Origin of the sequence: Quadrisphaera granulorum, from assembly GCF_003149145.1 — a bacterium.
GTDB classification, from domain to species: domain Bacteria; phylum Actinomycetota; class Actinomycetes; order Actinomycetales; family Quadrisphaeraceae; genus Quadrisphaera; species Quadrisphaera granulorum.
Genome location: NZ_QGDQ01000004.1, coordinates 120,907 through 147,620, shown reverse-complemented (window position 1 = coordinate 147,620; position 26,714 = coordinate 120,907). Strand labels below are relative to the sequence as shown.

Genomic DNA, 26,714 nt, shown 5'->3' with positions numbered 1-26,714 from the left:
AGACGCCTGACACCAGGAGGACCCGTGCCCGCCACGCGCACCCGACGCCCCGTGCTCGACGCCGTCAGCGCTGCCGCCGTCGACCTGGCCCGCCAGGCCGCCGAGGAAGTCTCCCGCGAGGCCTCCGGTGGGTCCGCGTCCGTCGGTGACCACCTCGGCGCGCACGCCGAGGGTGACCGGGTGGTCGTGCACCGCTTCGCCAGTACCGACCCGGGCTACGTCGACTGGGCCTGGACGGTGGTGGTGGCCCGCGCCTCCCGCGCGAAGGCCGCCACCGTCAGCGAGGTGGCGCTGCTGCCCGAGGCCGGGGCCGTGCTGGCCCCGGCCTGGCTTCCGTGGGACGAGCGCCTCCGCCCCGGCGACGTCGGCCCCCACGACGTGCTGCCCCGCATCGCCGACGACCCCCGCCTGGAGCCCGGCTACACCGCCGTGGCGCTCAGCGGGCCCGACGGTGAGGAGCAGGCCGAGGTCGACAGGGTGGCCCTGTGGGAGCTCGGGCTGGGGCGCCCCCGCGTGCTGTCGGCGGAGGGCCGCGACGACGCCGCCACCCGCTGGTACACCGGTTCCCACGGGCCGACCGCGGAGCAGGCCCGCGCCTCGGCCTCGCCGTGCGCCTCATGCGGTTTCTACCTGCGTCTCGCCGGTCCGCTGAGCACGGTGTTCGGGGTGTGCGCCAACGAGTGGTCGCCGTCGGACGGCAGCGTCGTCTCGGTCGACCACGGCTGCGGCGCGCACAGCGAGACCGACGTCGTCATCGAACCGGAGCCGCGCGGTTCGCTGGTGCTCGACGAGCGCGGTGTCGACCCCATCTGACCTGCGCCGCGCCGTCCTCGACGTCTGGGCGGCCTCGCCCGACAGGTTCCGCGAGGACGCCAACGCCGAGGAAGACGCCGCCCTCGGGCCCTACCGCGACCGCGCCGTCGTCGAACTGGCGCAGAACGCCGCCGACGCTGCCGTCCGCGGTGGCGTTTCCGGGCGCCTGGTGCTGCGGCTCGAGCAGGTCAACGGCGACGACGACGGCGCCCGCCTCCTCGCGCTGAACACGGGCGCTCCGCTGGACGCCGCGGGCGTGCGCGCCCTTGCGTCGCTGCGGGCCTCCGCGAAGCGCGACGCCGCGCTGACGGGCAGGTTCGGGGTGGGGGCGACCTCGCTGCTGGCCATCAGCGACGACGTCACCTGGGTCTCGCGCGGCGGCAGCTCGGTGCGGTTCAGCGCTGGGCTGGCTCGGGCCGAGGTGGCCGCCCCTGGCGCGGTGCCGGTGATGCGGTTGCCGTTCGAGGTGTCTCACCAGGTCCAGGCCGCCCTGGTGGAGCTGCTGGAGCGGGAGGGCTGCGACACCGCCGTCGTCGTCGTCCTGCGGAACCGGGCCGCGGTGGAGGCCGTGGCGCGGGCGCTGGACGCCGTCGACGACACGCTCCTGCTCGCTCTGCCGGCGCTGCGCGAGGTGGTGGTCGAGCGTCCCGGGGTGCCGGCGCGGGTGCTGTGCGACGTCGCCGACCGCTGGCACCTGCTGCGCCGAGGTGGGGGGTTCGAGCAGGCCGAACTCGACGGGCTGGGCGTCGAGGAGCGCGACCGCGCCGAGCGGGCCGGCTGGGCGGTGACGTGGGCGGTGCCGCGCGAGCCGAGCGCTGGCTCGGTCCGGCTGCCCGGGGTGCTCCTGGCGCCCACCCCCACGGACGAGCTGCTCGACCTGCCCGCCCTCCTCGTGGCCGACCTGCCGCTCGACCCGGGTCGGCGCCGGGTGCCCGAGGGGCCAGCCACGCACCGCGTCCTGCGTGAGGCCGGCGCCGCGTACGCCGCGCTGCTGGAGCAGCGCGCCGCGGACGGTGTCGACGTGCTCGACGCCGTGCCGGTGGGGTTAGCCGCGGGCTGGGTCGACGCCGCGGTCCGCGGGGCGGCGCTCGAGGCGCTGACGGGCGCCCGAGTGCTGCTGCCGATCGAGGACGACGACGGCGACGGCGCGACCCTGCGCCCCGACCGCGCGCAGGCCCTCGACGACGGACCTCTCGCCGACGACCCCCGTGCTCTCCGCGCGCTCGCGCCGCTGGTCGGTGGCCTCGTGGCGGCGCCCCGCAGGGCCAGCGCCGCGCTCGACCTGCTGGGCGTGCGCCGGGTGGGGCTGGCGGAGGTCGCCGAGGCGCTCCCCGCTGATCCGGCGGCCTGGTGCGCGGCGGCCGCGGCGCTGGCGCCCGCCGTGATCGACCCCGCCGCCCGGGAGCAGCTCGCGGTGCTGCGGGTGCCGCTCGCGGGAGGCCGGACGGCGCCGTCGCCGAGGGGGCTGCTGCTGCCGCGCGCCGAGCTCCTCGAGCGGGCGGAGGTGGCGCTGGACACCCTGGCCGCAGCCGGGGTGCGCCTCGTTCATGCCGAGATCGCCGCGTCGGACGCGGCGGTGCGGTTGTTGACCGCGCTCGGATCACAGCCCGCAGGCCCGCGCGACCTGCTCGCCGCCCCCGAGGTGGCAGAGCTCGTGCGCGACCTCGACGACGACGACGTGCGCGGGGAGCACCTCCTGGCGCTGGTGTCGGCGGCCGTGGCTGCTGGAGAACTCGAGCCGGGCGACCTGCCGGACTTCGCGGAGCTGCCGCTGCCCGCGGACACGGGTGAGGTGCTGCCCGCCGCCGGGCTGGTGCTGCCCGGCTCGCCGGCGGCGGACCTGCTCGACCCCGAGGAGGTCGTCCCCGCGGCTGCTGAGCTGGTGCAGCGGTGGGGCGCCGAGGTGCTGCGTGCCGTCGGGGTGGCCGACGCACTCGTGACGCTGCCCCTGGGCGACGTCGACCTGCTCGACCCGCCCGAGGCGTTGCTCGACCTGGCCGGAGGCGAGGACTGGCTCGAGGAGGTGCTCGCCCGCGCCGGTGACGGCGCAGTGGCCACCGGCGTGGTCGCCGTGCGCGACCTCGACCTCGTCCGCCCGGGCGGTCAGGGCGCGCTGCTGGCCCACCTGGCGCAGCGGCCCGAGCTGCGCTCCGCCGTGGTCGACCCGGTGCGGGTGGTGCGTCCCGACGGCTCCTCCGAAGACCTCGCCCCGCCCAGCGCGCACTGGCTGCGCGCCGAGCTGGGCCTGCTCGGCTGCGCTGGGCCGGGCTGCCCGCCGGCCCTCGCGGCCCTGCTGCCGGAGGCGCCGGAGTGGGCTGATCACGAGCTGGGACGCGCGCTCGGTCTCGTCACGTCGGAGGACGACCTCGACGCCGACGGCTGGCAGAGGTTGCTCGACGGTGCCGCCGAGCTGCGGGGGATGCCCACTGCGCTCGCGGGGGCCGCGGGCACCGCGAGCGTGCTGCGGCTGTGGCGCACGCTGGCGAGCACCGTGGCCGCCGACCCGGCCCTGGGGGAGGCCCTCGCGCCGCCCTCGCACGTGCTCGCGCTCGACGCGGCGGGCGCCGTCGTCGTCGTGGAGGCGGAACGGGCCGTCGTCGTCGACGACCCCTGCTGGGCGCAGCGCACCGACCTGGGCCCGCGGATCGTCGCCGGAGCCGACCTGGCCCCCACGCTGGCCGACATCCTGGCGATCTCCCTCTCCAGCGAGCTCGCACCGGGCACAGTGGAGCCCGTGGGGACGACGACGTCTGCGGTACCGCCGCAGGTGTGCAGCGCGCTGCCCGAAGGCCCGGCGGTGTGGACCGAGCACGACGTGCTGCGCGTCGACGGGGTCGACGTGGCCTGGTGGGTCGAGGGTCGCGGTGAGCAGGCCGTCGTCCGCGCGACGAACGTGGCTGGCCTGGCCCGCGGCCTCGCGCTCGCTGCGGGCCGCTGGGAGGCCAGGGCGCTCGTCGAGGAGATGCTGGCGGACCCCGGCCGTGCCGCCGCGGTGATCGTCGAGGACGCCGCGGGAGCCTCGCGGTGAGCCGGCGCGCGCTGGGGTTGCTGCTGGTGGCCGCCGCTTTGGTGGCTGGCTCGGGGTGCAGCCCGGCGTCGGAACCGGATCAGGCGGCCACGTCCAGCCAGACGTCCACGGACGCCGAGCAGGTCGGACACGACGGCGGAGCCACCGCGGTGCTCGCCTTCGCCGGGGACGTGCACTTCGAAGGGACCTCGGCCTCCACGACCGAGCTGGGCAGCGCGTTCGACGTGCTGGCGCAGGCGGACCTCGCCGTCGTCAACCTCGAGACCGCGGTGACCACAGGCGGCACGAAGGTCGAGAAGCAGTTCGCGTTCCGAGCCCCGCCCGCGGCGATGACCGCGCTCGAGGACGCCGGGATCGACGCGGTGACCATCGCCAACAACCACGGCATGGACTACGGCGCCTCCGGGCTCGAAGACACCCTGGCGGCCGGCAAGGAGGCCGGCCTGCCGGTGCTCGGCGCCGGGGACGACGTCGAAGACGCCTTCGCCCCGCTGCGCGTCGAGCCGAAGGGCGTGCCGGTCTCCGTCATCGCCGCCACCGACGTCATCGACTCCTCGGTGCAGACCGCGTGGACGGCCACGGCCACCAAGCCCGGCCTGGCCTCCGCCAAGGACGAGAAGCGGCTGCTGCGCGACGTGCGGACGGAGGCGGAGGCGGGGCGCGTCGTCGTCGTCTTCCTCCACTGGGGCACCGAGCGGGTGCAGTGCCCCACCTCACGGCAGCGGTCGCTGGCCGCTGACCTCGCCGAGGCGGGCGCCGCGGTAGTGGTCGGTAGCCACGCCCACGTGCTGCAGCCGACCGGCGAGGTCGGCTCGACGCTCGTGGCGTACGGGCTGGGCAACTTCCACTTCTACGCCAAGCCCGGCAACACCCTCGGCACACAGACCGGCGTGCTGACGGTCGAGGTCAGCCACGACGGCGTCAAGGGCAGCCAGTGGCACCCCGCGGTGATCAGGAACGGCAAGCCTGAGCTGTTGACCGGGGGGAGCGCCGGTGGGCGCAGCCCCGACGAGCTGGCCGACCTGGGACGCCAGTGCGCCTCGGGGGCCACGCCCTCGGCAGCGCCGAAGGCCCCGGTGGGCGGGGACGGCGGAGACGATGGCGGCGACGACGGCAGCGATGGCGGCGGTGACGACGGCGGGGCTGCGCCGTCGCAGTCTCCCTCGGCCCCGAGCGCCTCACCGGTGGCGCCGAGTGGTGAACCCGGTCCGGTGAGCCCTTCCGAGCCCGTAGCGAGCCCGACGGAGTCTGCTCAGGGGTAGGCGACGGACAGCGCGTCGCGGCCCTGACCCTTGGCGCGGTAGAGGGCGGCATCGGCCCGTCGCAGCAGCTCGGACACGTCGCGCCCGGTACCGGCGGCCACACCGGCCGACGCTGTGACCCGCAGGTGCACGGTGCCCCCGAGGGAGGGGACCGGCGTGGTGGTACTGCGGAGCGTCGACAGCACCCGTTGGCCGACGGCGGTGGCGCCGTCGGCGTCGAGTCCGGGCAGGAGCAGGGCGAACTCCTCGCCGCCGAGTCGCGTCGCGGCAGCCCCACGGTCGAGGTGCGGCAGCACCGCGTCGAGCAGCAGCGCCGACAGCGCCCGCAGCACCGCGTCTCCCGCCTCGTGGCCGTGCTCGTCGTTGACCGCCTTGAAGTGGTCGAGGTCGACGATCACCACTGCGAGCTGCCCGCCCTCCGGGAGCGCGCTCGCCGCCGCGTGCAGGCCGCGGCGGTTCAGGAGGCCCGTGAGCGGGTCCAGCGAGACCTCCTGGGCCAGCCGCTCGGAGGTGCGCTCCGCCGCCATCTGCCGCTCGACGACGGCGCTCACGTCGCGCAGGAGCACGGCGTGGCCCACCGGCGCTCCGCGCGGAGAGCGGATAGTGCTGGAGCGGACGTCGAGGTGCAGCCCGGGGGCGGGGGAGACCTCGCCCCGGGCGCCGGCGCCTTCGTGCGGCGGCGCCAGGAACGGGAGCACCTCGTGCAGCGGGCGGCCGATGGCGTCCGCGACGGCCAGCCGCGTCAGCAGCGTCCGGCAGGAGCCGTTGACGTCGAGCACGACACCGCGGGTGTCGGTCACGAGGACGGCGTCGGGCAGATCCTCCACCACCTGCGAGCGAGCCAGGGGCACCACCGCGAAGTGGTGGTTGCGCAAGACGCCGTGGACAAAGGCCAACGCGGCGACGGCCAGTCCGAGGGGGACCAGGTCGCTGTGGTGCCAGCGGCTGGTGGTGGCCATCGACGCAACGATGCTGAGACTGACGGCCACCCCGCCGATGAGGATCCGGCGCAGGTGCGGGCGGTAGTGGGCGGGGGAGCTCGTGATGCCGCGGCCGAGGTGGACGAGCGTCAAGACGGCGGGGACGCCGATGACGGCGAGGAGGAGCGGGTAGAGGGGCCCGTCCCCCCAGCGGACCCCGGGCGGGGAGTCGATGAGCTGGTCCACGTACGCCAGCTGGTGCCACGGGTTGGTGAGGAGCATTCCCATGGTGATCACGGGCGCGACGACGAGCACCGCGAGGTCACCGCGGTCAGGGCGCCGGTGGGGGTCCTGTGCCACGCGAGAGAGCCAGTAGCCGCCGCAGGCCACCGCCAGGGCGCCCGCGGTGGTGACGATGCGTGCGGCCGTCACCGTGGACGGCCCAGGGGCCGTACTGAGGACGGCGGCAGCGGCTGACCAGGCTGCTGCGCCGGTCATCTGCGCGACCACGCAGCGCATCGCGCGACCGCCCCGGCGAGCGGCGACGGCAACGCCCGTGGCGCAGCAGAGAGCGCACGCGAGGAGCACCGCCGTCCACAGCACTGCTGAAGCTCCCCTCGTGCACCTGCCCCCCGCGGGTACCGCACTGATCATCGGCTTGCCGGTGCCGGGGGTTGAGCGGCTGCTGGCGTCAACGACTGCGGCGGTGGTTCTCGCGGGCGAGTGCGAGGACGCCGAGCCCGGCACCGACGGCGCAGGTCCACAGCCACCAGCCGCGTCCCGTGGCGTCCAGCCACTCGTGGCGGAGAGCGGCAGCGGCGAGGAGTGCCAGCCAGGTGAGCGTGATGACGCCGAAGGGGCGGCGGTCATCGGTGGGTGGTGCTGCGGGCGCGGGGGTGCGCTCCTCGCGCCGCAGGTAGAACCGCACGGGGTCCAGGGTAGGAGAGCTGCTCCCGGGAATGCGGTGGCCTCGGGCTACTGTTAGCAGAAGTAATGACCTACGCTCATCACATGACCTCCGCGCGCTGCCGTCCGGCGCCGCTGGCCGCCGAGCTGCGCGTCGGCGCCATGCGCCTGGCCCGCCGCCTGCGGCGCGAGCGCAGCAGCACCGACATCACCGACACCCAGTACTCGGTGCTCGCCGCCCTCGACCGTCGCGGACCGCAGACCCTGCGGGCCCTGGCCGACCACGAGAACGTGCAGCCGCCGTCGATGACGCGCACGGTCACCGCGCTGGAGGAGGCGGGCCTGGCCCGTCGCACCCCGCACCCCGACGACGGGCGCCAGCTGCTCGTCGTCCTCACCGAGGCGGGCACCCGCCACGTCCACGAGACGCGCCGCCGCCGCGACGCGTGGCTCGCCGAGCAGCTCGCCGCGCTGAGCCTTGACGACCGCGCCGCCCTCGCGCGCGCCGCAGCACTCCTGCAGGAGATCGCCACCCGATGACATCCCCCACGTTCCAGTCCCTGACCGTCCGCAACTACCGGATCTGGGCGGGCGGCGCCATCGTGTCCAACGTCGGCACGTGGATGCAGCGCGTCGCCCAGGACTGGCTGGTGCTCACCCAGCTCACCAACAACAGCGCCGTGGCCGTCGGCATCACGACGGCCCTGCAGTTCGGCCCGCAGCTCCTGCTCGGACCGTTCACCGGCGCCGTGGCCGACAGGTTCCCCCAGCGCGCCGTCCTCGCGGTGACGCAGGCGCTCATGGGCACCTGGGCGCTGGTGCTCGGTCTGCTCGTGGTGCTCGGAGACCCCCAGCTCTGGCAGGTCTACGTGATCGCCGGGCTGCTCGGCGTCACCAGCGCCTTCGACGCCCCGGTACGCCAGACCTTCGTGACCTCGCTCGTGCCGAAGGCGATGCTCGCCAACGCCGTCGGGCTCAACAGCGCCTCCTTCAACGGCGCCCGCCTCATCGGCCCCGCCGTCGCCGGTCTGCTCATCGCCGCGGTCGGAACGGGGTGGGTGTTCCTCATCAACGCGGCCACCTTCGCCGCCACGTGCACGTCGTTGGCGCTGATGCGCCGCAGCGAGCTGGTGCCCGCACCGCGAAGGCCGCGCGGCCGCGGCGCCACCCGCGAGGGGCTGGCCTACGTGCGCAGCCGGCCGGACATCGTGCTCATCCTCTTCGTGGTGGGGCTGGTCGGGGCGTTCGGCATGAACTTCCAGATGACGACGGCGCTCATGGCGCGCGTGGAGTTCGGCCTCGGCGCCGACAGCTACGGCCTGCTCGGGTCGATCATGGCCATCGGCTCGCTGGCCGGGGCCCTGCTCGCCGCCCGCCGGGAGCACCCGCGGCTGCGCCTCGTGGTGGGCGCCGCGGTGTCGTTCGGCGTCTTCGCCATCCTTGCCTCCGTGATGCCCGGGTACTGGACGTTCGCGGTGGCCCTGATCCCCGTGGGCCTGTCCGCGCTGACACTCATGACGGCTGCCAACGCCACCGTGCAGATGACCACCCCGCCGGAGCTGCGGGGCCGCGTCATGGCGCTGTACATGGCGGTCTTCGCAGGCACCACACCCCTCGGAGCGCCGCTGGTCGGCTGGATCGGCGAGGTGGCCGGGCCGCGCTGGTCCATCGCCATCGGCGGGATCGCCGCGTTGGTAGCGGCCGCCGTCGTCGTCCTCGTGGTCTCCCGCCGCCAGGAGGTGCACGTGCACTACCGCCTGCACGAGCGGCCCCACTTCCTCGTGCAGGTGGGCTGATGGCGCTCATCGAGCTCTCCGACGCGCTCGCCGAGGTAAGGACCGCGCTGCTGGACGAGGCGTTCACGCGGGCCACGGCCAGCGGTCGCCGCCGGGGGGTCACCGTGGGGGCTGAGCATCCCGAGCGCGTCGAGGTACGGCCGGTGCTGCTGCGCGGCGTGCGGCACGTGCAGGTCACCGAGCGCACCGGGCCCGTGGTCCGCACGCGCAACCTGCGGGTGGAGGAGCCCGTCGGGCCAGCTGATGTCGACGGCCTCGACGCGCTGCTGGCGATGCCGTTCGCCACCTGGCACGCCGAGACGGCCGCCGGGGCAGTGCAGGTGCAGGTCACCAAGAAGGGCCTGGCGACGGTCGGGCGGACCGCTGCGGCCGCTGGGCCGGCCGCCGCGGGAGAGCTTGCCAACGATCGGCGCAAGCAGCACCTGCTCGACCCCGACGACCCGCTCTTCCGCGTGCTGGGCGCCGGGGGCGACAAGCGGCGCCAGGTCGACGCGTTCCTGCGGCAGCTCGCCGCTGCGCTGCCTGACGATGTGGCCGCGGACCGGCCGCTGCGCGTGGTGGACCTCGGGTGCGGTAACGCCTACCTCACCCTTGCCGCCCAGCGGTGGCTCGCCGGGCGGCCCGCGGGAGCGCGGACGGTCGGGGTAGAGCTGCGCGCCGACCTCGTGCGGCGCTCCACCGAACGGGCCGCGGCGGCGGGCGTGGAGGGGCTGACGTTCACCGCCGGGACGATCGCCGACGCCGACCCGAGCGTGGAGCTCGGCGGCCCGCCCGACGTGGTCCTCGCGCTCCACGCCTGCGACACCGCCACCGACGACGCGCTCGCCCGGGCCGTCGCGTGGGACGCGCCGGTGGTGCTCGCCGCGCCCTGCTGCCACCGCGACGTGCAGCGCCAGCTGGTGGCGGCCGGCGCGGGGACGCCGTCGTCGTCGTTGTCCCCGGCCCAGGACGCCCTGGTCGCCTCACCGATCCTGCGGGAGCGGTTCGCCGACGTGTTGACGGACTCCCTGCGTGCCGCCGCGCTGCGGGCGCAGGGGTACCGGGTGGACGTCGTGGAGTTCATCGACAGCGCGCACACCCCGCGCAACGCGCTGCTGCGGGCGGTGCGGCCTGGGCGCGCCGATCCCGCGCCCGCCCGCGAGGCCGCCCAGCGCGAGCTGGAAGAGCTGGCCGGCACCTGGCGGGTGCGCCCGTTGCTCGGGCAGCTCCTCGCTGCTACAGGCGGAAGCGCCCCACGACCTCGGTCAGCTGGGAGCTGAGCGCGGAGAGATCCTCCGCGGTGCGCCGCGCCTCGCCCACCGAGGCCGCCGCGGTGGACGTGGCCTGGGACAGCTGGGCGATGTCGGAACTGATGCCCGTGGCGCCGTCGGCCGTGTGAGAGATGTTGCGGCTCATCTCCGCGGTGACGGCCGACTGCTCCTCCACGGCCGCCGCGATCGTCTGCTGGAAGGAGTTGACGTCCTCCACCACCTGCTGGATCTGACCGATGAGCGACACCGCCGTCGAGGTGTCGGCCTGGATCCGCTGGACCCGCTGGGCGATGTCCTCCGTGGCGCGGGCGGTCTCCGTGGCCAGGTCCTTCACCTCGCTCGCCACCACCGCGAACCCCTTGCCGGCGTCGCCCGCGCGGGCCGCCTCGATCGTCGCGTTGAGCGCCAGCAGGTTGGTCTGCTCGGCGATCGACGTGATCATCTTGACGACGCTGGCGATCGCCGCCGAGCTCACGTCGAGGTTGCGCACGCTCTCGCTGGCCTCGTCGGCCAGCCGTACCGCGCCGCTGGTGACCTCGCCCGCCTGGGCGCTGTTCGAGCTGATCTGCTGGATCGCCGAGGTCATCTCGTGCGCCCCCGCCGCCGCGGCCTGCGAGTTGGCGCTGATCTGGTGGGCCACCGTCGCGACGGACTCCGTGCGCTCGGCTGTTGCCGAGGCGCCGGTGGCCAGGTCACGAGCGGTGACCGTGACCTGCTCGGAGGCGTTGCGCACCTGCTCGGCCGTGCTCGACACCGACCGCAGGAGGTCAGCGAGGGACGCCTGCGTCGCGGCGAGGCTCTTCGCCATGCGCCCCACCTCGTCGTCCTGGTCGACCTTCACCACGTGGGTGAAGTCACCCTGCGCGGTGGCGGCCAGCGCTTCGTCGACGAGGTGGAGCGGACGCACCACCGACCGGACCGCCAGCACCGCAATCATGATCCCGGCCAGGATCGCCGCGCTGCCGCCGCCGTAGATGAGCCAGCGGCCGAGGTCGCGTCCCGCAGCCACTTCCTGGCTGAGCCGCGCAGCCCGGGCGTCCTCGGCCTCGGTCACCTGCGTCATCGCCGCGGAGATCTCGTCGCTCACCGGGTCGAGGTGCTGCTGCTTCACGACGGCGAAGTCGTCGAAGCCCGTCTTGCCGGTGAACATCGGCTCCGCGAACTGCGACCGCAACGTGCGGTACTTCTGCACCAGCTCGACGACCTGCTTCCAGGCGTCCGGAGCGGCGGAGTCGAGCTTCCCGTAGTCGGCCGCCGCCGTGTCCATCGCCTTGTCCTGAGACTCCAGGAAGCCGCGGTAGGCGTCGCGGACCTTGTCGCTGCGGGTGGCGCCGAGCCCGGCCATGGCCAGCTCGGTGTTGTTGCGGGCCGCGGTGAAAGCGCCCAGGTCGCGCACGGCGGTCAGCGAGGTCTCCGAGACCTGCTCGGCGTTGCGGGCGCCCGTCTCGGCCACATAGCCACCGGCGGCCATCGTCAGGGCGCCACCGGCCACGAGCACCGCCACGGCGCCGCCCATCTTGACGGCCAGGGGCAGGTCGCGCAGGGACCGGCGGCGTGCAGGGGTTGCGGACATGCGTGGGTGTTCGGTTCGCAGCCGGCCCCTGATGAGGGCAACACGCAGGGTGTCCCCCCAAGGGGGTGTCGACGGGGCCGTCCGAAATGGTGAGGCGGGCTGTCGGTGGGCGGTTGTAGCGTCGAAGCGGCCCCTGGAACAGGGGCCGCCCCCGCCGCCCGCCTCCTGGAGGTCCCTGTCGTGCGCCAGCCTGCTCCGCTGACGTGGCGTCGGCTGTCCGGGTGGGGCAGCACCGTCGCTCTCGCGCTGGCCGTGGTCGCCGCCGTCGCCGAGACTCTCGCCACCGTCGTGGCCGGGTCCCTGGCCAACGGCCCCACCCCGGGCGCCGTCGCGCTGCTCGCGGCGCTGCTGATCGGCTCCGCGGTGCTCGACATGGTGGGCTGCACGGGCTTCTCCACGGTGGTCGGCCGCGCGGAGGGCCAGCTGCGCTCCGACCTGCTCGACGCCGCGCTGCGCCAGCCGCTGCCCGTGCTGGAGGGCCAGGGCGTCGGTGAACTGCTCGACCGCGTCGACGACGACACGCGCCAGCTCGCGCAGCTCGTGCGCCAGATGGGGTGGCAGCTGGGCCGGGCCCTGCTGCGCTCGGTGCTGGCCTGGGTGGTGGCCGGGCTGACGTTCTGGCCGGCGTGGTTCGCGTTTCCCCTGGTCGCGGCCGTGGCGTACCTCTGGGTGCACAAGCTCACCCCGGTGGTTGCCGCGCGCAAGACCGAGGAGGAGCTGGCCTGGTCGGAGTCCGCGACCCAGCTGGAGGAGTCCGTCGCCGGTCGTGACGACGTGCGCACCTCCCTCGGCCAGGCGCACGTGCTGGCGCAGTTCTCCGCGCGCTCCGCGGAGGTCCTGCGCCGCTGCGCCCGCACCTGCCGGGCCGCCACCACCGTCGGCCTGCGCACCGGCCTGGTGCTCCACGCCCTGCTCGCCGCGCTCGCGCTGGCCGGCGTCTGGCTCGTCACCGGTGGTCAGCTGGGTCTGCCGCTGCTCATCACCCTGTGGCTGCTCGTCACCACCTTCGTCGGCCGCCTCAACGAGGTCGCCCAGCACCTGCCCGACGTGCAGGAGGGCCTGGGCGCGCTCACCCGCATCCGCTCGCTCATGGCGGCACCCACCGAGCCCTCCGACGGCGCCCCGGTGCCGGAGGCATCGGGCGACCCGGTGCGTGACGGCGTGGAGGTGCGCGGGCTGCGCTTCACCTACGGCGAGGGCTTCACCCTCGCCATCGACTCCCTCGTCGTACCCGCCGGCACCTCGTTCGCCGTGGTGGGGCGCAGCGGGGCCGGCAAGTCGACGTTCGCCAAGCTTCTCTCACGTGCGGTCGAGCCGCCGCCCGGCACTGTGCTGGTCTCCGGTCAGGACGTCGCGGCCACCGAGCTCGGCTCCCTGCGGCGCGCCGTCGGCGTCGTCACCCAGCGCACCGAACTGCTCTCGGCAACCCTCGCGGACAACATCACGCTCTTCGCCCCGGTCCCGCGCGAGCGGGTGGAGGCGGCGGTGGCCGAGCTCGGCATCGCCGAGTGGGTCGCGTCGCTCCCGAGCGGCCTCGACACGCGCCTGGGCGCCTCCGGGGTCACGCTGAGCGCGGGGGAGGAGCAGCTGGTCGCCTTCGCGCGGCTCCTCGTGCGCGACGTGCGCGTCGTCGTCCTCGACGAGGCCACCGCCCGCATGGACCCGCAGACCGAGCAGCTCGTCACCCGGGCCTCCCAACGGCTGCTGGCCGGGCGCACCGGCGTGGTCATCGCCCACCGGCTGTCCACCACGCGCTGGTGCGACGCCGTGGCCGTGCTCGACTCCGGCCGCCTCGTGCAGCACGGCCCGCGGGCCGCACTGGCCACCACGCTCGGGCCGTTCCGCGACCTGCTCGTCGCCTCTGGTGTCGACCGGCCGTCGTCGGCAGCGGGGGCAGCTCTCGTCACCCGGCGGGAACGGCGCGATCCGCGTCCGGCCCCTCCCGCCCCGCGGCCCAACCTCGCCCGGTCGGTGGCCAAGCTCCTCGTGGTGCACCCCCAGTGGGGCCTGCTCGGCACCGTCGCCTTTCTCGCCGTGACCCTGCTCGGCGCCTACGGAGCGCTGACCGGCTGGGCGTGGGGCCGGCTGGTGGTGTCGCTGGAGACGGGCGACCGGCCGTGGGGGCTGGCCGTGCTCGTGGCGGCCTGCCTGCTGCTCACCCCGCTCGGCCTCGCGCTGGCCTTCCGCGTGTACCCGATGTGGTGGTCGGCGGCCACGCTGCGGCTGCGCCTGGCCGTGCTGCGCGGCCAGACCGAGCAGCGGCGGCTGCACCGCACCCCTCCGGGCGAGGTCGCTGCGCGCGCGCTCGACAGCGACCGGCTCGTCATCTACTGCGACCGCTGGGTCGACGTGTTCATCGGCGCCCTCGCGGTGCTGGCCACGGGCCTGTTCAATGGGAGCGCGCTCGCCGCGCTGGTGACGGGTGGCGTGCTGGCGCTGTCGGCGTTGACCGCCGCGGCAGGGGCGCCCGCAGCGGGCCGCGCCGGCCGCGTGGCCGGTGACGAGCGCGCCCGCTTCGGCAAGGAACTCGTCAGCGCGCTCGACGCTGTCCGGACGGTCAAGCTGGCCGCCGCCGTCGACGCGGTGCAGCGCCACCTGCACGAGGTCGACGCGCGCCGGGTCGAGGCGAGCGTGCGCGAGCAGCGCGTGCGCGTCGTGCTCGAGGGCATCCCCGGAGTGCTGGTCCAGGTCGGGGTGGTCGCGGCGTGGGTGCTGTTCCTCCAGGGGGCGTGGGGCCTGGGCACCGCGCTGGCCGTGGCGACCGCCGTCTCCGGCTTCGGCTGGTTCGGCATCGTCGCGGGCGCCGCCGTGGTCGAGATGCCCATCGCTCGGACGTGGCTGCGGGCGGCGAGCGAGCTCGCGGGACGTGACGACCTCGTGGACCTACCGCCCTCGGTCGACCTCGTGGCCGGCACGGCCCCCGCGCCGGAGCCCGCGGGCCGGGTGCCGCTGCGGCGCCTGGTGCTGGACGGTGTCACCGCCGTCCACGACGACGGCACCATCGGCGTGCGCGACGTGACGCTGTCGGTGGAGGCCGGGTCACTCGTGCTGCTGGTGGGGCGAGTGGGCTCGGGCAAGTCGAGCCTGCTCAGCAGCCTGGTCGGCCTGGTCGACCACGAGGGAGCCATCCGCTGGAACGACATCGAGGTCTCCGACCCGCAGCTGTTTCTGCGGCCCGGCCAGGTCGCGCACGTCGCGCAGGTGCCGCGGGTGCTGTCCGGCACCTTCACCGACAACGTCGCGCTCGGGCACGAGCGAGGCTCGGTGGTGCTCGGCGGAGCCCTGCGCGACGCCCGGCTCGACAGGGACGTCCGCGAGGCAGGCGGCACCGGGGCGCTGGTCGGGCACCGCGGTGTGCGCCTGTCCGGTGGGCAGGTGCAGCGGCTCGCGCTCGCGCGGGCGCTGGCCACGCAGGCGGAGCTCGTCGTCGCCGATGACGTCTCCTCCGCGCTCGACGCCGCGACCGAGCTGGAGCTCTGGTCGGCGCTGCGCGAGCGCGGCGCCACGGTGGTGGGGTGCAGCGCGAAGCGCAGCGCCCTCGCGCTGGCCGACGTCGTCGTCGTCCTCGATGACGGTCAGGTGGCCGCCACCGGGCCGTGGGCGGAGCTGTCGCAGGAGTGGGGTCACCTCGCTGGGTGACCCCACTCCCGGGGTCTACGACAGGGCTGACACCACGTGGTCGATGCAGGCGGTGAGCGCGGAGACGTCGTGAGGGTCGACGGCGGGGAACATCCCGATCCGCAGCTGGTTGCCGCCCAGCCCGCGGTACGGCTCGACGTCGACGACGCCGTTCGTGCGCAGCACCGCGCGGACGGCGGCCGCGTCGACCGAGGGGTCGAGATCGATCGTGCCGACCACGGGGGAGCGCAGCGTGCGGTCGCGAACGGCCGGGCGCGCGTACTGGCTGGCCTCGGCCCACTCGTACAGGCGTGAGGACGACTCCGCCGACCGCGAGCACGCCCACTCCAGCCCGCCCCGGTCGAGCATCCACTCCACCTGCTCGGCGAGCATGAGCAGTGTCGCGACGGCGGGGGTGTTCACCGTCTGCTCCCGGCGGCTCTCGGCCAGGGCCGCCAGCAGGTCGAGCGAGCCCGGCACCCAGCGGCCCGGCTGCAGCTCCTCGGCGCGCGCGATGGCGGCGGGGGAGAGCAGCGCCAGCCACAGGCCGCCGTCGGAGCCGAAGGACTTCTGCGGCGCGAAGTAGTACGCGTCGGCCTGGCTGACGTCCACGGGGACGCCGCCGGCGGCCGACGTCGCGTCGACGAGGACGAGGGCGTCGTCGTCCTCGGCCAGCCCCGACGGACGGACGACGGGCAGCACGACGCCCGTGGAGGTCTCGTTGTGCGGGTAGGCGTAGGCGTCGATGCCGGGCTCCGCGGCGACCGCCGGCGCGCTGAACGGCTCCGAGCGGCGCACGTCGGGTGCGGCGAGGAACGGCGCCGCCGCCGTCGCCTTGGCGAACTTGTCGCTGAACGCGCCTAGCACGAGGTGCTGCGCGCGCTCGCGGACCAGGCACGTGGTGGCGATGTCCCAGAACGCCGTCGAGCCGCCGTTGCCCAGCGCCACTTCGTAGCCGTCGGGCAGTGAGAAGAGGTCGGTCAGGCCCGCGCGGGTCCGCGCCACGAGCGAGCGGACCGGCAGCTGGCGGTGCGACGTGCCCAGCACGGTGCGGCCGACCCCCGCGATCGCGGCCACCTGGTCATCGCGGACCTTGGACGGCCCGGAGCCGAACCGGCCGTCACGCGGTAGCAGCGACGGCGGGATGACGATGGTGGGCGCGCTCGCCGGGGTCTGCCCCGAGCTGGAGGTGTCGGAGAGGGTCACGGCGTGCATCCTGCACTGTGTGGAGAGCGTGAGCAGCGACCTTTCCGGCACGGAGGACCTCGGCCAGGAGCTGGCAGAGCACCGCGTCGACTATTCGGACGCCGGCCTCGACGCCGCCGACCTCGCCGCGACGCCGCTGGAGCAGTTCCACCGCTGGTGGGACGACGCCGCCGCGGACCTCCGCATCAGCGAGCCGAACGCCGTCGTCCTGGCCACCGTCGACGCCGGCGGGCTCCCCGACGCCCGCACCGTGCTGCTCAAGGGCGCTGACGAGCGCGGATTCGTCATCTACACCAACCTCGGCTCCGCCAAGGCCCGTCAGCTGGCCGCCGCGCCGCACGCGGCACTCGTACTGCCGTGGCACCCGCAGCAGCGGCAGGTGCGGGTGCGCGGCGATGTCGAGCAGGTGAGCCGCGCCGAGAGCGCGGCGTACTTCGCGTCGCGGCCCCGCGGATCGCAGCTGGGCGCGCACGCCTCGCAGCAGAGCGCCGAGGTGGCCTCGCGGGAGGAGCTGGTGCGCACGTACGAGGAGGTGGCGGCGCGCTACCCCGAGCCAGGCCCGGTGCCGCTGCCCGACGGGTGGGGCGGGTTCCTCGTGCGGCCCGTCGAGATCGAGCTGTGGGTCGGGCGACGCTCCCGTCTGCACGACCGGCTGGTGTACGTCTCGGTGACCGGGGAGCCCGCGCCGCTGGACGACGCGGGCGCCTGGCGCGTTCTCCGTCGCCAGCCGTGAGGTACGGGGCCCTGAGCTACAGGGCGAGCGCGAGCTGCACGGCGAGCACGGAGCGGCCAGTCCAGCCGGGAGCATCCCGGCGCACCACCCGCTCGTAGACCTGCTCGGCCTGTCGGCGCACGGGGGTGTCGGGGTCGAGCGCGCGGAAGTACTCCTCGTGCAGCGCCAGCGCCGCGATGCCCGCCTCCACGGTGTTGGTGATGTCGACGACGTGCGTCGGGGAGGTGCTGTTGGCGACGACGACGCGGCGCACGCCCTTCCACGGCGCGAAGCCCTCGTGGCCGAGCTCGGGGAAGATCCAGCGGTTGGCGGCATCGGCGACGCCGTCCAGCACGGTTCGGCCCAGCGCGCGGTGGTCGGCGGAGTTCCAGGTGCCCGGGCCCCACGTGTCGTGGTGGTTGAGGGTGACGACCAGGTGCGGGCGGTGCTGGCGGATGGCGCGGGCGATGTCGAGGCGCAGGTCGATGCTCTCGGTGAGGCGCCCGTCGCGGTGGCGGAAGAACTCCACCTCGCGCACCCCCACGGCCCCGGCGCTCGCGAGCTCCTCGGCCTCCCGCAGCGGACCCGCCGTGGCCGGGGGGATCGTGTCGATGCCGGCCTCGCCGGAGGTCGCCATCGCGTAGACGACCTGCTTGCCCGCCGCCGTCCACCTCGCGACGGCGGCTGCGGTCCCGTACTCGACGTCGTCGGGGTGGGCGACGATGCACAGCACCCTGTCGAAGTCTTCCGGGAGCGCCGGTAGGGGCGCGCTGGTGCTGCTGGCGGCGTCGCTCACGGTGCCCATCGTGGCAGCCCCCAGGAAGCCGTCGGGAGCGCCCGAAAAATGCTCTCGACGCCTCGCGGAACCGGACGTAGCGTGGAGGCACACGGGAGAGGAGGTGATCCGAGAAGTGGTTGATTTTCGGACGCGTGAGGTGACTGCCCGCTAGCCGAACGGCAGCGTGAGCCACCCGGACGGCCTGCGAGAACCAGGCAGTCACCGGAGCCCGCGGGAGTCGCGCCCTCGTCCAGCGCGACGCCCCCTTCAGGTCGAAGGGGAGCCCGCGGGCTCTTCCACGCCTGCGCCTGCCTCCGAACGTGCACTCGAGCCCCTCAGTGCTCCTTCGGCGCCGGTCGAAGCCGCACTCAGGCACGCGAGTGCGAGGGATGGGAGTGCATGAGCGCCGGATGAGTCCAGGTGCCTGAGGCACCATGGACCCTCGTGTCCGCCCTGCTCCTCGACACGGCCCCGCTGCGCTCCTCGCCGGAGTACCGGCGCCTGTGGATCGGCCTCACCCTCGCCGGGGTCGGCAGCCAGCTCGGCGTCACTGCCGTCGCTTTGCAGGTCTACGACCTCACCCGCTCGTCGCTGGCCGTGGGAATGGTCGGGCTCGTCTCCTTCGTGCCGCTGGTGGTGCTCGGCCTGTACGGCGGAGCCCTCGTGGACGCCTACGACCGGCGCCGCGTCGTCGTCCTGTCCTCCGGCGCCCTGCTGGTCGCCTCGGTGCTCATCGCAGCCCAGGCCTGGCTCGACATCGGCTCGGTGGGCCTGCTGCTGGGGCTGGTGGCGCTGCAGAGCGCCGCGTTCGCGGTGAACTCACCGGCACGCACGGCGATCGTCCCCATGCTCGTACCCGTCGAGCAGCTGCCCGCCGCCAACGCCCTCAGCACGCTGTCGATGAACCTCGGCGTCACCGTCGGCCCGCTCCTGGGCGGTCTGCTCGTGGGAACCGTGGGCTTCGGGCCCGCGTACACGATCGACGTCGTCACGCTCCTCGTCGCCCTGGCGACCGTGCTCAGCCTGCCGCCGCTGCCCCCGCTCGGCGGGGCGCGCAAAGCGGGCCTGGCCAGCGTGCTCGAAGGCTTGCGCCTGCTGCGCGGCTGGCGCAACGTCCGCATGACGTTCCTGATCGACCTTGCCGCGATGGTGCTCAGCCAGCCCCGCGCGCTGTTCCCCGCTGTGGGGGCGGTGCTCATCGGGGGAGGGGCGACGACGGCGGGCGTGCTCGCCTCGTCCGTGGCCGTCGGGTCCGTGCTGGCCAGCCTGGTGTCCGGGCCGCTGGGGCGCGTCCACCGCCACGGCGTGGCCATCGCGGTGTCCGTGGCGGCGTGGGGTGCGTCCATCGTCGTGTTCGGCCTCGTGCTGCTCCTGGCGGCGCCGTCGGCTTCGCCCTGGACGTCGTGGCACCTGTGGGCGGCGTGCGCCGCACTGGCCGCCGCGGGTGCCGCCGACGCCGTGAGCTCGGTGTTCCGCCAGACCGTGCTGCAGTCCGCGGCGCCCGACTGGGCCCGCGGGCGCCTGCAGGGCGTGTTCATCGTCGTCGTCGCGGGAGGCCCGCGCCTGGGCGACCTCGTGGCCGGAGCCGACGCCGACGCCCTGGGCGAGGCGTTGGCGGCGGTGGTCGGCGGCCTCGCGTGCGTGCTCGCCGTCGTCGTCCTCATGACCTGGCAGCGGACGTTCCTGCAGTACGACTCCCGCAAGCCCGTCCCGTGACCGGCCTCCCGAGGCTCAGAGCGCGAAGCGCCCCACGAGCTCGGTGAGCTCCCGCCCGAGCCTGTCGACATCGGCGGCGGTGCTCTGGGTGCGCTCGGCGCACGTTGCCGTCTCGGCGGCCTGCTCGGCCACCATCCGGACGGCGTCGGTGAGGTCCGTGGCCGCGCTCGCGGTGGACTGCAGCGCCGTCTGGATGGCGGCGGTGGCCGCCGACTGCTCGTCCACCGCGGTCGCGATGACCTTCTGCTGGGTGGAGATGTCGCTGATCACCGCGTGCATCGCCTCGACGGTGGTCGACATCGTGTCCGTGTGCTGCTGCACGCCGGTCACGTCCTGCGTGATGGCCTCGGTGGCCCCGGCGGTCTGCGCCGCGAGCCCCTTGACCTCCTCCGCGACCACCCGGAAGCCGCTGCCGGCCTCCCCGGCCCGCGCCGCCTCGATGGTCGCGTTGAGGGCGAGCAGGTTGGTCTGCTGGGCGATGGAGGAGATCAACCCGGAGACCGAGCCGATGCGCCCGGCGGCCGTGGTGAGGTCACCGACGACCTCGCGACCCGCGTCAATGGCGGCGACGGCGTCAGCGGCCACGTCGGCGGCCCGCGACGTGCCGGAGGCGATCTCGGCGATGGCCGCGGACATCTGCACCGTGGCCGAGCTGAGGTGACCGGTGCCCTCGTGGACGTGGAGCGCGGCGTCCTGGAGCGACCCCACCGACACGCGGGTGGACGCGGCGGCGGTCGACACGGTCCGGGAGGTCTCGCTGAGCTCGGAGGATGCCTGGAGGAGCTGCGCCGACGTCGACTCGATCTCGCGCAGCACGCTCGCCACGTGCGCCGACACGCCCTGCACCGCTGACTCCATGGCGGTGAGCTCGTCACGGCCGCGGATCGACGGGTCGACCCTCAGCTCGCCGCCCGACAGGCCGGCCAGAGCCGACAGCACCGACCGCAGCTGCCGCGACGTCGTCACCATGAAGGCCGTGAACAGCCATGCGGCGACGAGGACGGCGACGCCGGTCTCCAGCAGCGGGGTCACCAGCTGCGTGCGCAGCCTGGCCTCGCGGTTGGCGATCTGGGCGTCCAGGCGCGTGGTGGCCGCGGAGAGATAGGTCTTGGCGCTCTCGGCCAGCGCGGCGGCCGTCTCGGTGATCTTCTGCGGGCTGTTGCCCGGCGTGATGAGCTGGCCGGCCTGTGCGGTGAGCTGCTCGGCGGACGTGGCCATGTCGTCAGGTACCGGGGTGGTGCGCCCGAAGGACACCAGGTCACGGGTGACGGCCCCGCTGGTGCTGGCGATGTGGTCAGCGGCGACGGCCCGATCGGCCTCCGAACCGCCGGTCACCGCGAGCAGGGCCGCCCAGGAGGCGGCGTCGAGCAGCGCGGGGACGGAGTTCGCGGAGGTGTTCCACTCGAAGTAGGAGGGTGCCTCCGGGTCGAACGTCAGCTGGGACCCGTTGGAGGCGGCGGTGATGACGTCCTGCACGGCGTTGATCGCAGCGTCGAGGGCCTTGGTGTGAGCGGCCTCTGTCAGGGTGAGCGTGGCGGGCAGCGCCGTGATGGCCGACTGGGCCGCTGACCATGCCTGGGAGGTGGCCAGCTCCTGGCCGAGGCGGTCTTCCACGGGCTGGACGGCGGCGGTGCGCTCCGCCAGTGAAGCCGTGCTGGCCTCGGCCTTCTGCGCCAGGGTGAGCCTGATATCGGTGAGATCCGTCAGCAGGGCCAGGGTGGGCAGCAGGTAGGCGACGCCGTCGCGCTCCGCCGCGGCGAAGTCGAGCTGGGAACGGATCGCCGCGTACTGGCCGTGCGTGAGGATGCCCAGCGGCACGAGGATGACCAGCGCGATGACCGCCGCCTTCTGCGCGAACGCGAGGCGCCCCAGGAGGACCTGACCTGCGTGCAGCATCTGCTCTCCCCTGTCGCGCTGCGGTGACCACCGCGGGGTGCGGGGTGAGGCGCGTGATCTTGGGGATCGGTGGTCGGAGGCCCCGGCTGTGCCCCGGGAGCGCCGCATCACCGTGATGGCGCAGTCCCCGTGCCAGCACTCGCCGGCGGCTCAGGAGCGGACGGCGGCGTAGCGGGCCAGGGCCTCCTCGCGCTCGACCTTGTGGTCGACGATGCGCTGCGGATAGCCGTGGTCGTACCCGCCGGCGTGGTCCCACGGGGAGTGCGCGGCCTTGCCCGCGAGGTGGCGCAGCTCGGGCACGTAGCGGCGCACGTAGGCGCCGTCGGGGTCGAACTTCTCGCCCTGGCTGACGGGGTTGAAGACGCGGAAGAACGGTGCGGCGTCGGTGCCGGAGCCCGCCGTCCACTGCCAGCCGTGGTTGTTGCTGGACAGGTCGCCGTCGCGCAGCCACCGCATGAAGTGCCGCGCGCCCAGCTGCCACTCCAGGTGCAGGTCCTTGACGAGGAAGCTCGCCACCACCATCCGCACCCGGTTGTGCACCCACCCCTCGGCGAGCAGCTGGCGCATGCCGGCGTCGACGAAGGGGTAGCCGGTGCGCCCCTCCTGCCAGGCCGCCAGGTGCTCCGCGCCGTCGCCGCTGGTGGGCGAGGCGTAGCGCATGCCGGCCAGCTGCGGCCGGTAGTACTCGCGCGCGGAGTCGGGCCGGTGCCACAGGACGTCGGCGTAGAACTCCCGCCAGATCAGCTCCGTGCGGAACGTCTGCCCGCCCTTGGTCGAGCCGTGCGGGCCCGCGGCGAGGTCGGCGAGCAGCGTGCGCGGGTGCACCTCGCCGTACTTGAGGTGCGCTGACAGCTGCGACGTGCCGTCGCGGTCAGGGCGCTCGCGGTCGGTGTCGTAGTCGGCGAGGCGGCCGGAGAACGCCTCCCAGCGTCGCAGCGCGGCCTCCTCGCCGACGTCGGGGAGCGAGAGGTTTCCGAGGTCGGGGTCGGCGGGGATCTCCTCGCCGTCGACCCGGCGCACCCAGCGCAGGTCGTCCGGGGGTGATGCGGCGGGGGACGGATGGCCGTGCGCCGTCCAGGCGCGTGAGAAGGGTGTGAAGACCTGGAACGGGCCACCGTCGCCCTTCACCACCGTGCCGGGCCCGATGGCGTACGGCGTGCCCGTGCGGACCAGGCCGACGCCGTCCTCCGCCAGGCTCTTCTCCACGCGTTCGTCACGGGAGCGGCCGTACGGGCCGGCGTCGGCGGTGACGTGCACGTGCTCCGCGCCGACCTCGCGGGCCACGTCGCGGACGACGTCCTCAGGCTTCCCGGAGCGCACGACCAGGGCGCCGTCGGCGCTGGCCGACCACGCCCGCAGCGACCGGAACAGCCACGCCGTGCGCGTCGGGCCGGCGGGGCCGAGGAGGGCCGGGTCGAGCACGAACAGCGGGAGGACGCCGGAGCCGCCGGCCTCGGAGGCGGCGGCCAGCAGGGCCGGGTGGTCACGCAGGCGCAAGTCGCGGCGCAGCCAGAGCACGGTCGAGGTCACGTGGCGAGCGTGTCAGGGGGAGGGGGCGTCGGCCACCGGGGCTGGTTAGCGTGAGCGTCGTGAAGGCGCACCAGGTCCGAGCCCACCGCAGTGACGAGAACCTGCCTCGCGAGGAGCAGCTGGCGTGGAAGCTGGCCCAGCTCGCCACGGACACGTCTGCGTTCGCGGACATCGATGACCTCGACGCAGCTGTCGTCGACATGATCGTCAACCGCGTCATCGACGACGCCGCCGTCGCCACCGCCTCCCTGACGCGCGCGCCCGTCGTCGCCGCTCGCGCCCAGGCCATGGCGCACCCGGCCACCGGGGCGGCCCCCAGCCAGGGCACCGGCTCCACCGTGCACGGCGCGCCTGGGCGCTATGGCCCGGAGTGGGCCGCGTGGGCCAACGGCGTCGCCGTACGCGAGCTCGACTTCCACGACACGTTCCTCGCTGCCGACTACTCCCACCCGGGCGACAACATCCCGCCGATCGTCGCCGTCGCCCAGCACCTGGCCGCCAGCCAGGGTCCGCACGGTGGCACGGACGGCGCTGATGTCGTGCGGGCTCTCGTCACCGCGTACGAGGTGCAGATCGACCTCGTGCGCGGCATCTGCCTGCACGAGCACAAGATCGACCACGTCGCCCACCTCGGCCCGTCGGTGGCGGCGGGCCTCGGCACGCTGCTGCGGTTGCCCACCGAGCAGGTCTTCCACGCCATCGGCCAGGCGCTACACACCACCACCGCCACGCGGCAGTCACGCAAGGGCGAGATCAGCACCTGGAAGGCGCACGCCCCGGCCTTCGCGGGCAAGGTCGCCATCGAGGCCGTCGACCGGGCCATGCGCGGCCAGACCAGCCCCACCCCCATCTACGAGGGGGAGGACGGCGTCATCGCGCGGCTCCTGTCGGGCTTCGGCCACGTCTACGAGGTGCCACTGCCGGAAGCAGGTGAGCAGCGGCGCGGCATCCTCGACAGCTACACCAAGGAGCACTCCGCGGAGTACCAGGCGCAGGCGTGGATCGACCTGGCCCGCAGGCTCGGTGAGAAGTACCCGGCGCTGCGCGACCCGTCGCAGGTGCGTTCGATCGTGCTGCACACCAGCCACCACACCCACTACGTCATCGGCTCCGGCGCGAACGACCCCCAGAAGTACGACCCGACAGCGAGCCGGGAGACCCTCGACCACTCGATCCCGTACATCGTCGCGGTGGCCCTGCAGGACGGCGGCTGGCACCACGAGCGCAGCTACACCCCCGAGCGCGCCGGGAGGGCTGACACCGTGGCCCTGTGGCAGAAGATTGCGACGGTCGAAGACCCCGAGTGGTCCCGCCGCTACCACGAGCCGGACCCGATGCAGCGGGCGTTCGGCGGTCGCCTCGAGGCCGAGCTGGCCGACGGCAGCAGGATCGTGGACGAGATCGCCGTCGCCGACGCCCACCCCGCCGGTGCGCGGCCGTTCGCCCGTGCCGACTACGTCGCAAAGTTCCGGACGTTGGCGCAGGGAGTTCTCGACGACGACGAGGTGGAGCGCTTCCTCGGTGTCGCCCAGCGTCTGCCCGAGCTGGAGCCGGGTGAGCTCTCACAGCTGACCGTGCGCGCTCGGGTCTCGACCCCGGCGGGCGGGCTGTTCTGATGCTCCACGCGGCGACGACGGCCTCGCAGAAGCGTCAGGCGCTGCGGAGCGCGTTGGTGCAGCCGACGGAGGGGACAGCGCTGCTCCGTTTCATCGGGGCGTTCACCCCGCTCTCCACCTCGCTCGTGGCCGGCAAGGGCTTCGAGGGCGTCTACGTCTCCGGCGCGGTGGTGTCGGCGGAGCTGGGCCTTCCCGACATCGGCCTCACCACCCTGACCGAAGTCGCTGCGCGCGCCGCGCAGGTGGCCCGCACCACCGACCTGCCGGTACTCGTCGACGCCGACACCGGCTTCGGGGAGCCGATGAACGTCGCCCGCACCGTGCAGGTGCTGGAGGACGCCGGGATCGCCGGGCTGCACCTGGAAGACCAGGTCAACCCCAAGCGCTGCGGTCACCTCGACGGCAAGCAGGTGGTGCCCCGGGAGGTGGCGGCCCAGCGCATCGCCGCTGCGGTCCGCGCCCGGCGCGACCCGGACCTGCTGATCATGGCCCGTTCCGACGCCCGCGCCGTCGAGGGTCTTGACGCCGCCATCGAGAGGCTCAAGGCCTATGTCGACGCCGGAGCCGACGCCGTCTTCCCCGAGGCGATGCTGACCCTGGCCGACTACGAGCGCGTCGTTTCGGCCGTGGACGTTCCCGTCCTCGCCAACCTCACGGAGTTCGGCAAGGCGCCGCTGTTCACCCACGCCCAGCTGGCCGATGTCGGCGTGCGGATCGCGCTGCACCCCGTCAGCCTGCTCAGGACGGCGATGGGCGCCGTCGAGCGGGCGCTGGACGCTCTCGCCACCACGGGGACCCTCGAAGGGGAGGTTTCGTCGATGCTGACGCGCGCACGGCTGTACGAGCTCATCGACTACGCCGGCTACAACGACTTCGACGCCGACGTGTTCACCTTCGAGGTGCCCGACGGAAAGAAGGGCCTCCAGGCATGAGCACGATCGTGCACGAGGTGAAGCGGGGCCTCGCGGGCGTCGTCGTCGACACCACCGCGGTGTCCTCGGTGACCGCACCGGCCACCGGGCCGTCGGAGCTGCTCTACCGCGGGTACCCCGTGCAGGACCTCGCCGCCCGCTGCTCGCTGGAGGAGGTCGCGTACCTGCTCTGGTACGGGGAGCTGCCCGACGCCCGCCAGCTGGCGGCGTTCGAGCGCGCCGAGCGGGCGCAGCGGGAGCTGCCGGACGCCGTCGTCGCCGTCCTCGATGCCCTGCCGGTGCAGGCGCACCCGATGGACCTCGTGCGGACGGCGGTGAGCGCCATCGGCGCTACATGGCCGACGTTGGCGCCGGAGGAGCGCACCCGCGAGGACGACCTCGCCCGCGCCCTGCAGCTGTTCGCGCAGCTGCCGGCGGTGGTGGCGCGGATCCAGCGTCGACGGCGCGGTCTGGAGCTGCTGCCGCTGCGGACCGACCTCGGCTGGTGCGCGGCGTTCCTCGCCGCGACGTTCGGCGGGGAGGTGGCGCCCGAGGTGGTGCGCGCCTTCGAGGTGTCGATGATCTTGTATGCGGAGCACTCCTTCAACGCGTCCACCTTCACCGCGCGGGTGGTGACGAGCACCCTGGCGGACTACCACTCCGCGATCACCGCGGCCGTCGGTGCGCTCAAGGGCCCGCTGCACGGCGGCGCCAACGAGGCCGTCATGGGCGTGCTCGCCGAGGTCGGCACCGCCGACCGGGCGGCTGGCTGGGTGGCGCGGGCGCGGGCGGAGAAGCGCACGGTCATGGGCTTCGGGCACCGCGTGTACAAGACCGGCGACTCGCGCGTGCCGACCATGAAGGCCGCCCTCGATGTCTTGGTGGAGCGCGAGGGACGCTACGACCTCGCCGAGCTCTACGACGCCATCGAGTCGGCGATGACCGAGGCCACCGGCCTGCACCCCAACCTCGACTACCCCAGCGGGCCGGCGTACGCGCTCATGGGCTTCGATACGGAACTCTTCACGCCGCTCTTCGTCATGGCGCGGGTCCTGGGGTGGACGGCGCACGTGCGCGAGCAGGTGGAGGCGAACGCGCTGATCCGGCCGCTCTCCGAGTACACCGGCCCCGGCCGGCGGACGATCGCCGGCAACTAGGCTGGTCACAGGACCGGCAGGGAAGG

The 26,714-nt window shown here is 74.2% G+C and carries 19 protein-coding genes; 12 read left to right on the top strand and 7 right to left on the bottom strand.

Annotation, left to right across the window (positions count from 1 at the left end; genetic code table 11):
• Positions 1 to 24 precede the first annotated feature (24 nt).
• From BXY45_RS05330 to BXY45_RS05320, 3 genes are read left to right on the top strand one after another with little or no spacing between them, the layout of a single operon-like run.
• Positions 25 to 813 (top strand): DUF3027 domain-containing protein, encoded by a 789-nt coding sequence (locus tag BXY45_RS05330; RefSeq protein ID WP_245961658.1) that lies wholly within the window; start codon positions 25 to 27, stop codon positions 811 to 813.
• Positions 797 to 3,841, top strand: a complete 3,045-nt coding sequence (locus BXY45_RS05325; RefSeq protein ID WP_109773283.1) for a sacsin N-terminal ATP-binding-like domain-containing protein — start codon at positions 797 to 799, stop codon at positions 3,839 to 3,841. Before BXY45_RS05330 ends, BXY45_RS05325 begins: the two co-directional genes overlap by 17 nt.
• Complete coding sequence (locus BXY45_RS05320; RefSeq protein ID WP_170131325.1) at positions 3,838 to 5,103, top strand: CapA family protein; 1,266 nt, start codon at positions 3,838 to 3,840, stop codon at positions 5,101 to 5,103. The genes BXY45_RS05325 and BXY45_RS05320 overlap by 4 nt, the downstream gene beginning before the upstream one ends.
• On the opposite strand, the gene BXY45_RS05315 is transcribed toward BXY45_RS05320, so the two are convergent.
• A complete protein-coding gene (locus tag BXY45_RS05315) occupies positions 5,094 to 6,677 on the bottom strand; it encodes a GGDEF domain-containing protein (RefSeq protein WP_245961657.1) in 1,584 nt (527 codons plus the stop codon). The genes BXY45_RS05320 and BXY45_RS05315 overlap by 10 nt on opposite strands.
• Positions 6,678 to 6,714: 37 nt before the next feature.
• Complete coding sequence (locus tag BXY45_RS23115) at positions 6,715 to 6,951, bottom strand: hypothetical protein (protein WP_170131323.1); 237 nt, start codon at positions 6,949 to 6,951, stop codon at positions 6,715 to 6,717.
• An 83-nt stretch (positions 6,952 to 7,034) separates the two neighbouring features.
• On the opposite strand from BXY45_RS23115, the gene BXY45_RS05310 reads away from it, so the two are divergent.
• Genes BXY45_RS05310 through BXY45_RS05300 form a run of 3 tightly spaced genes read left to right on the top strand, consistent with a single transcriptional unit; the run spans position 7,035 to position 9,984 of the window.
• A complete protein-coding gene (locus BXY45_RS05310; protein ID WP_109773280.1) occupies positions 7,035 to 7,469 on the top strand; it encodes a MarR family transcriptional regulator in 435 nt (144 codons plus the stop codon).
• Complete coding sequence (locus tag BXY45_RS05305; protein WP_109773279.1) at positions 7,466 to 8,725, top strand: MFS transporter; 1,260 nt, start codon at positions 7,466 to 7,468, stop codon at positions 8,723 to 8,725. Before BXY45_RS05310 ends, BXY45_RS05305 begins: the two co-directional genes overlap by 4 nt.
• Complete coding sequence (locus BXY45_RS05300; protein ID WP_109773278.1) at positions 8,725 to 9,984, top strand: class I SAM-dependent methyltransferase; 1,260 nt, start codon at positions 8,725 to 8,727, stop codon at positions 9,982 to 9,984. The genes BXY45_RS05305 and BXY45_RS05300 overlap by 1 nt, the downstream gene beginning before the upstream one ends.
• Here BXY45_RS05300 and BXY45_RS05295 read toward each other — a convergent pair.
• Positions 9,941 to 11,548 carry a methyl-accepting chemotaxis protein gene (locus BXY45_RS05295; protein WP_109773277.1) on the bottom strand — a complete coding sequence of 536 codons (1,608 nt, stop codon included), beginning with the start codon at positions 11,546 to 11,548 and terminating at the stop codon, positions 9,941 to 9,943. The two genes, BXY45_RS05300 and BXY45_RS05295, sit on opposite strands and share 44 nt — an antisense overlap.
• A 180-nt stretch (positions 11,549 to 11,728) precedes the next feature.
• Here BXY45_RS05295 and BXY45_RS05290 point away from each other — a divergent pair, with 180 nt between their 5' ends.
• On the top strand, positions 11,729 to 15,187 hold the full coding sequence (locus BXY45_RS05290) for an ATP-binding cassette domain-containing protein (protein ID WP_211319244.1): 3,459 nt from the start codon (positions 11,729 to 11,731) through the stop codon (positions 15,185 to 15,187).
• A gap of 15 nt (positions 15,188 to 15,202) precedes the next feature.
• Here the strand turns inward: BXY45_RS05290 and serC are convergent, their stop codons facing one another.
• Positions 15,203 to 16,381 (bottom strand): phosphoserine transaminase, encoded by a 1,179-nt coding sequence (gene serC, locus BXY45_RS05285; RefSeq protein WP_109773275.1) that lies wholly within the window; start codon positions 16,379 to 16,381, stop codon positions 15,203 to 15,205.
• Between the two features lie 10 nt (positions 16,382 to 16,391).
• On the opposite strand from serC, the gene pdxH reads away from it, so the two are divergent.
• The gene (gene pdxH / locus BXY45_RS05280) at positions 16,392 to 17,105 is read left to right on the top strand and encodes a pyridoxamine 5'-phosphate oxidase (RefSeq protein WP_245961655.1); all 714 of its coding nucleotides are present in this window, start codon (positions 16,392 to 16,394) and stop codon (positions 17,103 to 17,105) included.
• 16 nt (positions 17,106 to 17,121) lie between these two features.
• Here pdxH and BXY45_RS05275 read toward each other — a convergent pair whose 3' ends face one another.
• Complete coding sequence (locus BXY45_RS05275; protein ID WP_211319243.1) at positions 17,122 to 17,880, bottom strand: PIG-L deacetylase family protein; 759 nt, start codon at positions 17,878 to 17,880, stop codon at positions 17,122 to 17,124.
• A 426-nt stretch (positions 17,881 to 18,306) separates the two neighbouring features.
• Between BXY45_RS05275 and BXY45_RS05270 the strand changes: the two genes are divergently transcribed.
• A complete protein-coding gene (locus BXY45_RS05270) occupies positions 18,307 to 19,578 on the top strand; it encodes an MFS transporter (RefSeq protein WP_109773273.1) in 1,272 nt (423 codons plus the stop codon).
• A 15-nt stretch (positions 19,579 to 19,593) separates the two neighbouring features.
• Here the strand turns inward: BXY45_RS05270 and BXY45_RS05265 are convergent, their stop codons facing one another.
• Both BXY45_RS05265 and BXY45_RS05260 read right to left on the bottom strand, forming a co-directional pair.
• Entirely contained in the window at positions 19,594 to 21,474 is a 1,881-nt protein-coding gene (locus BXY45_RS05265; RefSeq protein WP_170131322.1) for a methyl-accepting chemotaxis protein, read from the bottom strand.
• A gap of 150 nt (positions 21,475 to 21,624) precedes the next feature.
• Positions 21,625 to 23,004: a cryptochrome/photolyase family protein gene (locus tag BXY45_RS05260; RefSeq protein WP_109773271.1), complete on the bottom strand. Its 1,380-nt coding sequence runs from the start codon at positions 23,002 to 23,004 to the stop codon at positions 21,625 to 21,627.
• A gap of 59 nt (positions 23,005 to 23,063) precedes the next feature.
• On the opposite strand from BXY45_RS05260, the gene BXY45_RS05255 reads away from it, so the two are divergent.
• The 3 genes from BXY45_RS05255 to BXY45_RS05245 are packed head-to-tail and all read left to right on the top strand — an operon-like array spanning position 23,064 to position 26,688.
• Positions 23,064 to 24,620, top strand: coding sequence for an MmgE/PrpD family protein (locus BXY45_RS05255; protein WP_109773313.1), 1,557 nt, complete (start codon positions 23,064 to 23,066; stop codon positions 24,618 to 24,620).
• Entirely contained in the window at positions 24,620 to 25,552 is a 933-nt protein-coding gene (gene prpB / locus BXY45_RS05250; protein ID WP_109773270.1) for a methylisocitrate lyase, read from the top strand. Before BXY45_RS05255 ends, prpB begins: the two co-directional genes overlap by 1 nt.
• Positions 25,549 to 26,688, top strand: coding sequence for a bifunctional 2-methylcitrate synthase/citrate synthase (locus tag BXY45_RS05245; protein ID WP_109773269.1), 1,140 nt, complete (start codon positions 25,549 to 25,551; stop codon positions 26,686 to 26,688). The genes prpB and BXY45_RS05245 overlap by 4 nt, the downstream gene beginning before the upstream one ends.
• The last annotated feature ends 26 nt before the right edge of the window (positions 26,689 to 26,714 follow it).

Coding starts and splice junctions, on each gene's coding strand:
- BXY45_RS05315 (WP_245961657.1), bottom strand. CDS start 6,677: ATGATCAGTGCGGTACCCGCGGGGGGCAGGTGCACGAGGGGAGCTTCA.
- BXY45_RS05310 (WP_109773280.1), top strand. CDS start 7,035: ATGACCTCCGCGCGCTGCCGTCCGGCGCCGCTGGCCGCCGAGCTGCGC.
- BXY45_RS05305 (WP_109773279.1), top strand. CDS start 7,466: ATGACATCCCCCACGTTCCAGTCCCTGACCGTCCGCAACTACCGGATC.
- BXY45_RS05300 (WP_109773278.1), top strand. CDS start 8,725: ATGGCGCTCATCGAGCTCTCCGACGCGCTCGCCGAGGTAAGGACCGCG.
- BXY45_RS05295 (WP_109773277.1), bottom strand. CDS start 11,548: ATGTCCGCAACCCCTGCACGCCGCCGGTCCCTGCGCGACCTGCCCCTG.
- serC (WP_109773275.1), bottom strand. CDS start 16,381: ATGCACGCCGTGACCCTCTCCGACACCTCCAGCTCGGGGCAGACCCCG.
- BXY45_RS05265 (WP_170131322.1), bottom strand. CDS start 21,474: ATGCTGCACGCAGGTCAGGTCCTCCTGGGGCGCCTCGCGTTCGCGCAG.
- prpB (WP_109773270.1), top strand. CDS start 24,620: ATGCTCCACGCGGCGACGACGGCCTCGCAGAAGCGTCAGGCGCTGCGG.
- BXY45_RS05245 (WP_109773269.1), top strand. CDS start 25,549: ATGAGCACGATCGTGCACGAGGTGAAGCGGGGCCTCGCGGGCGTCGTC.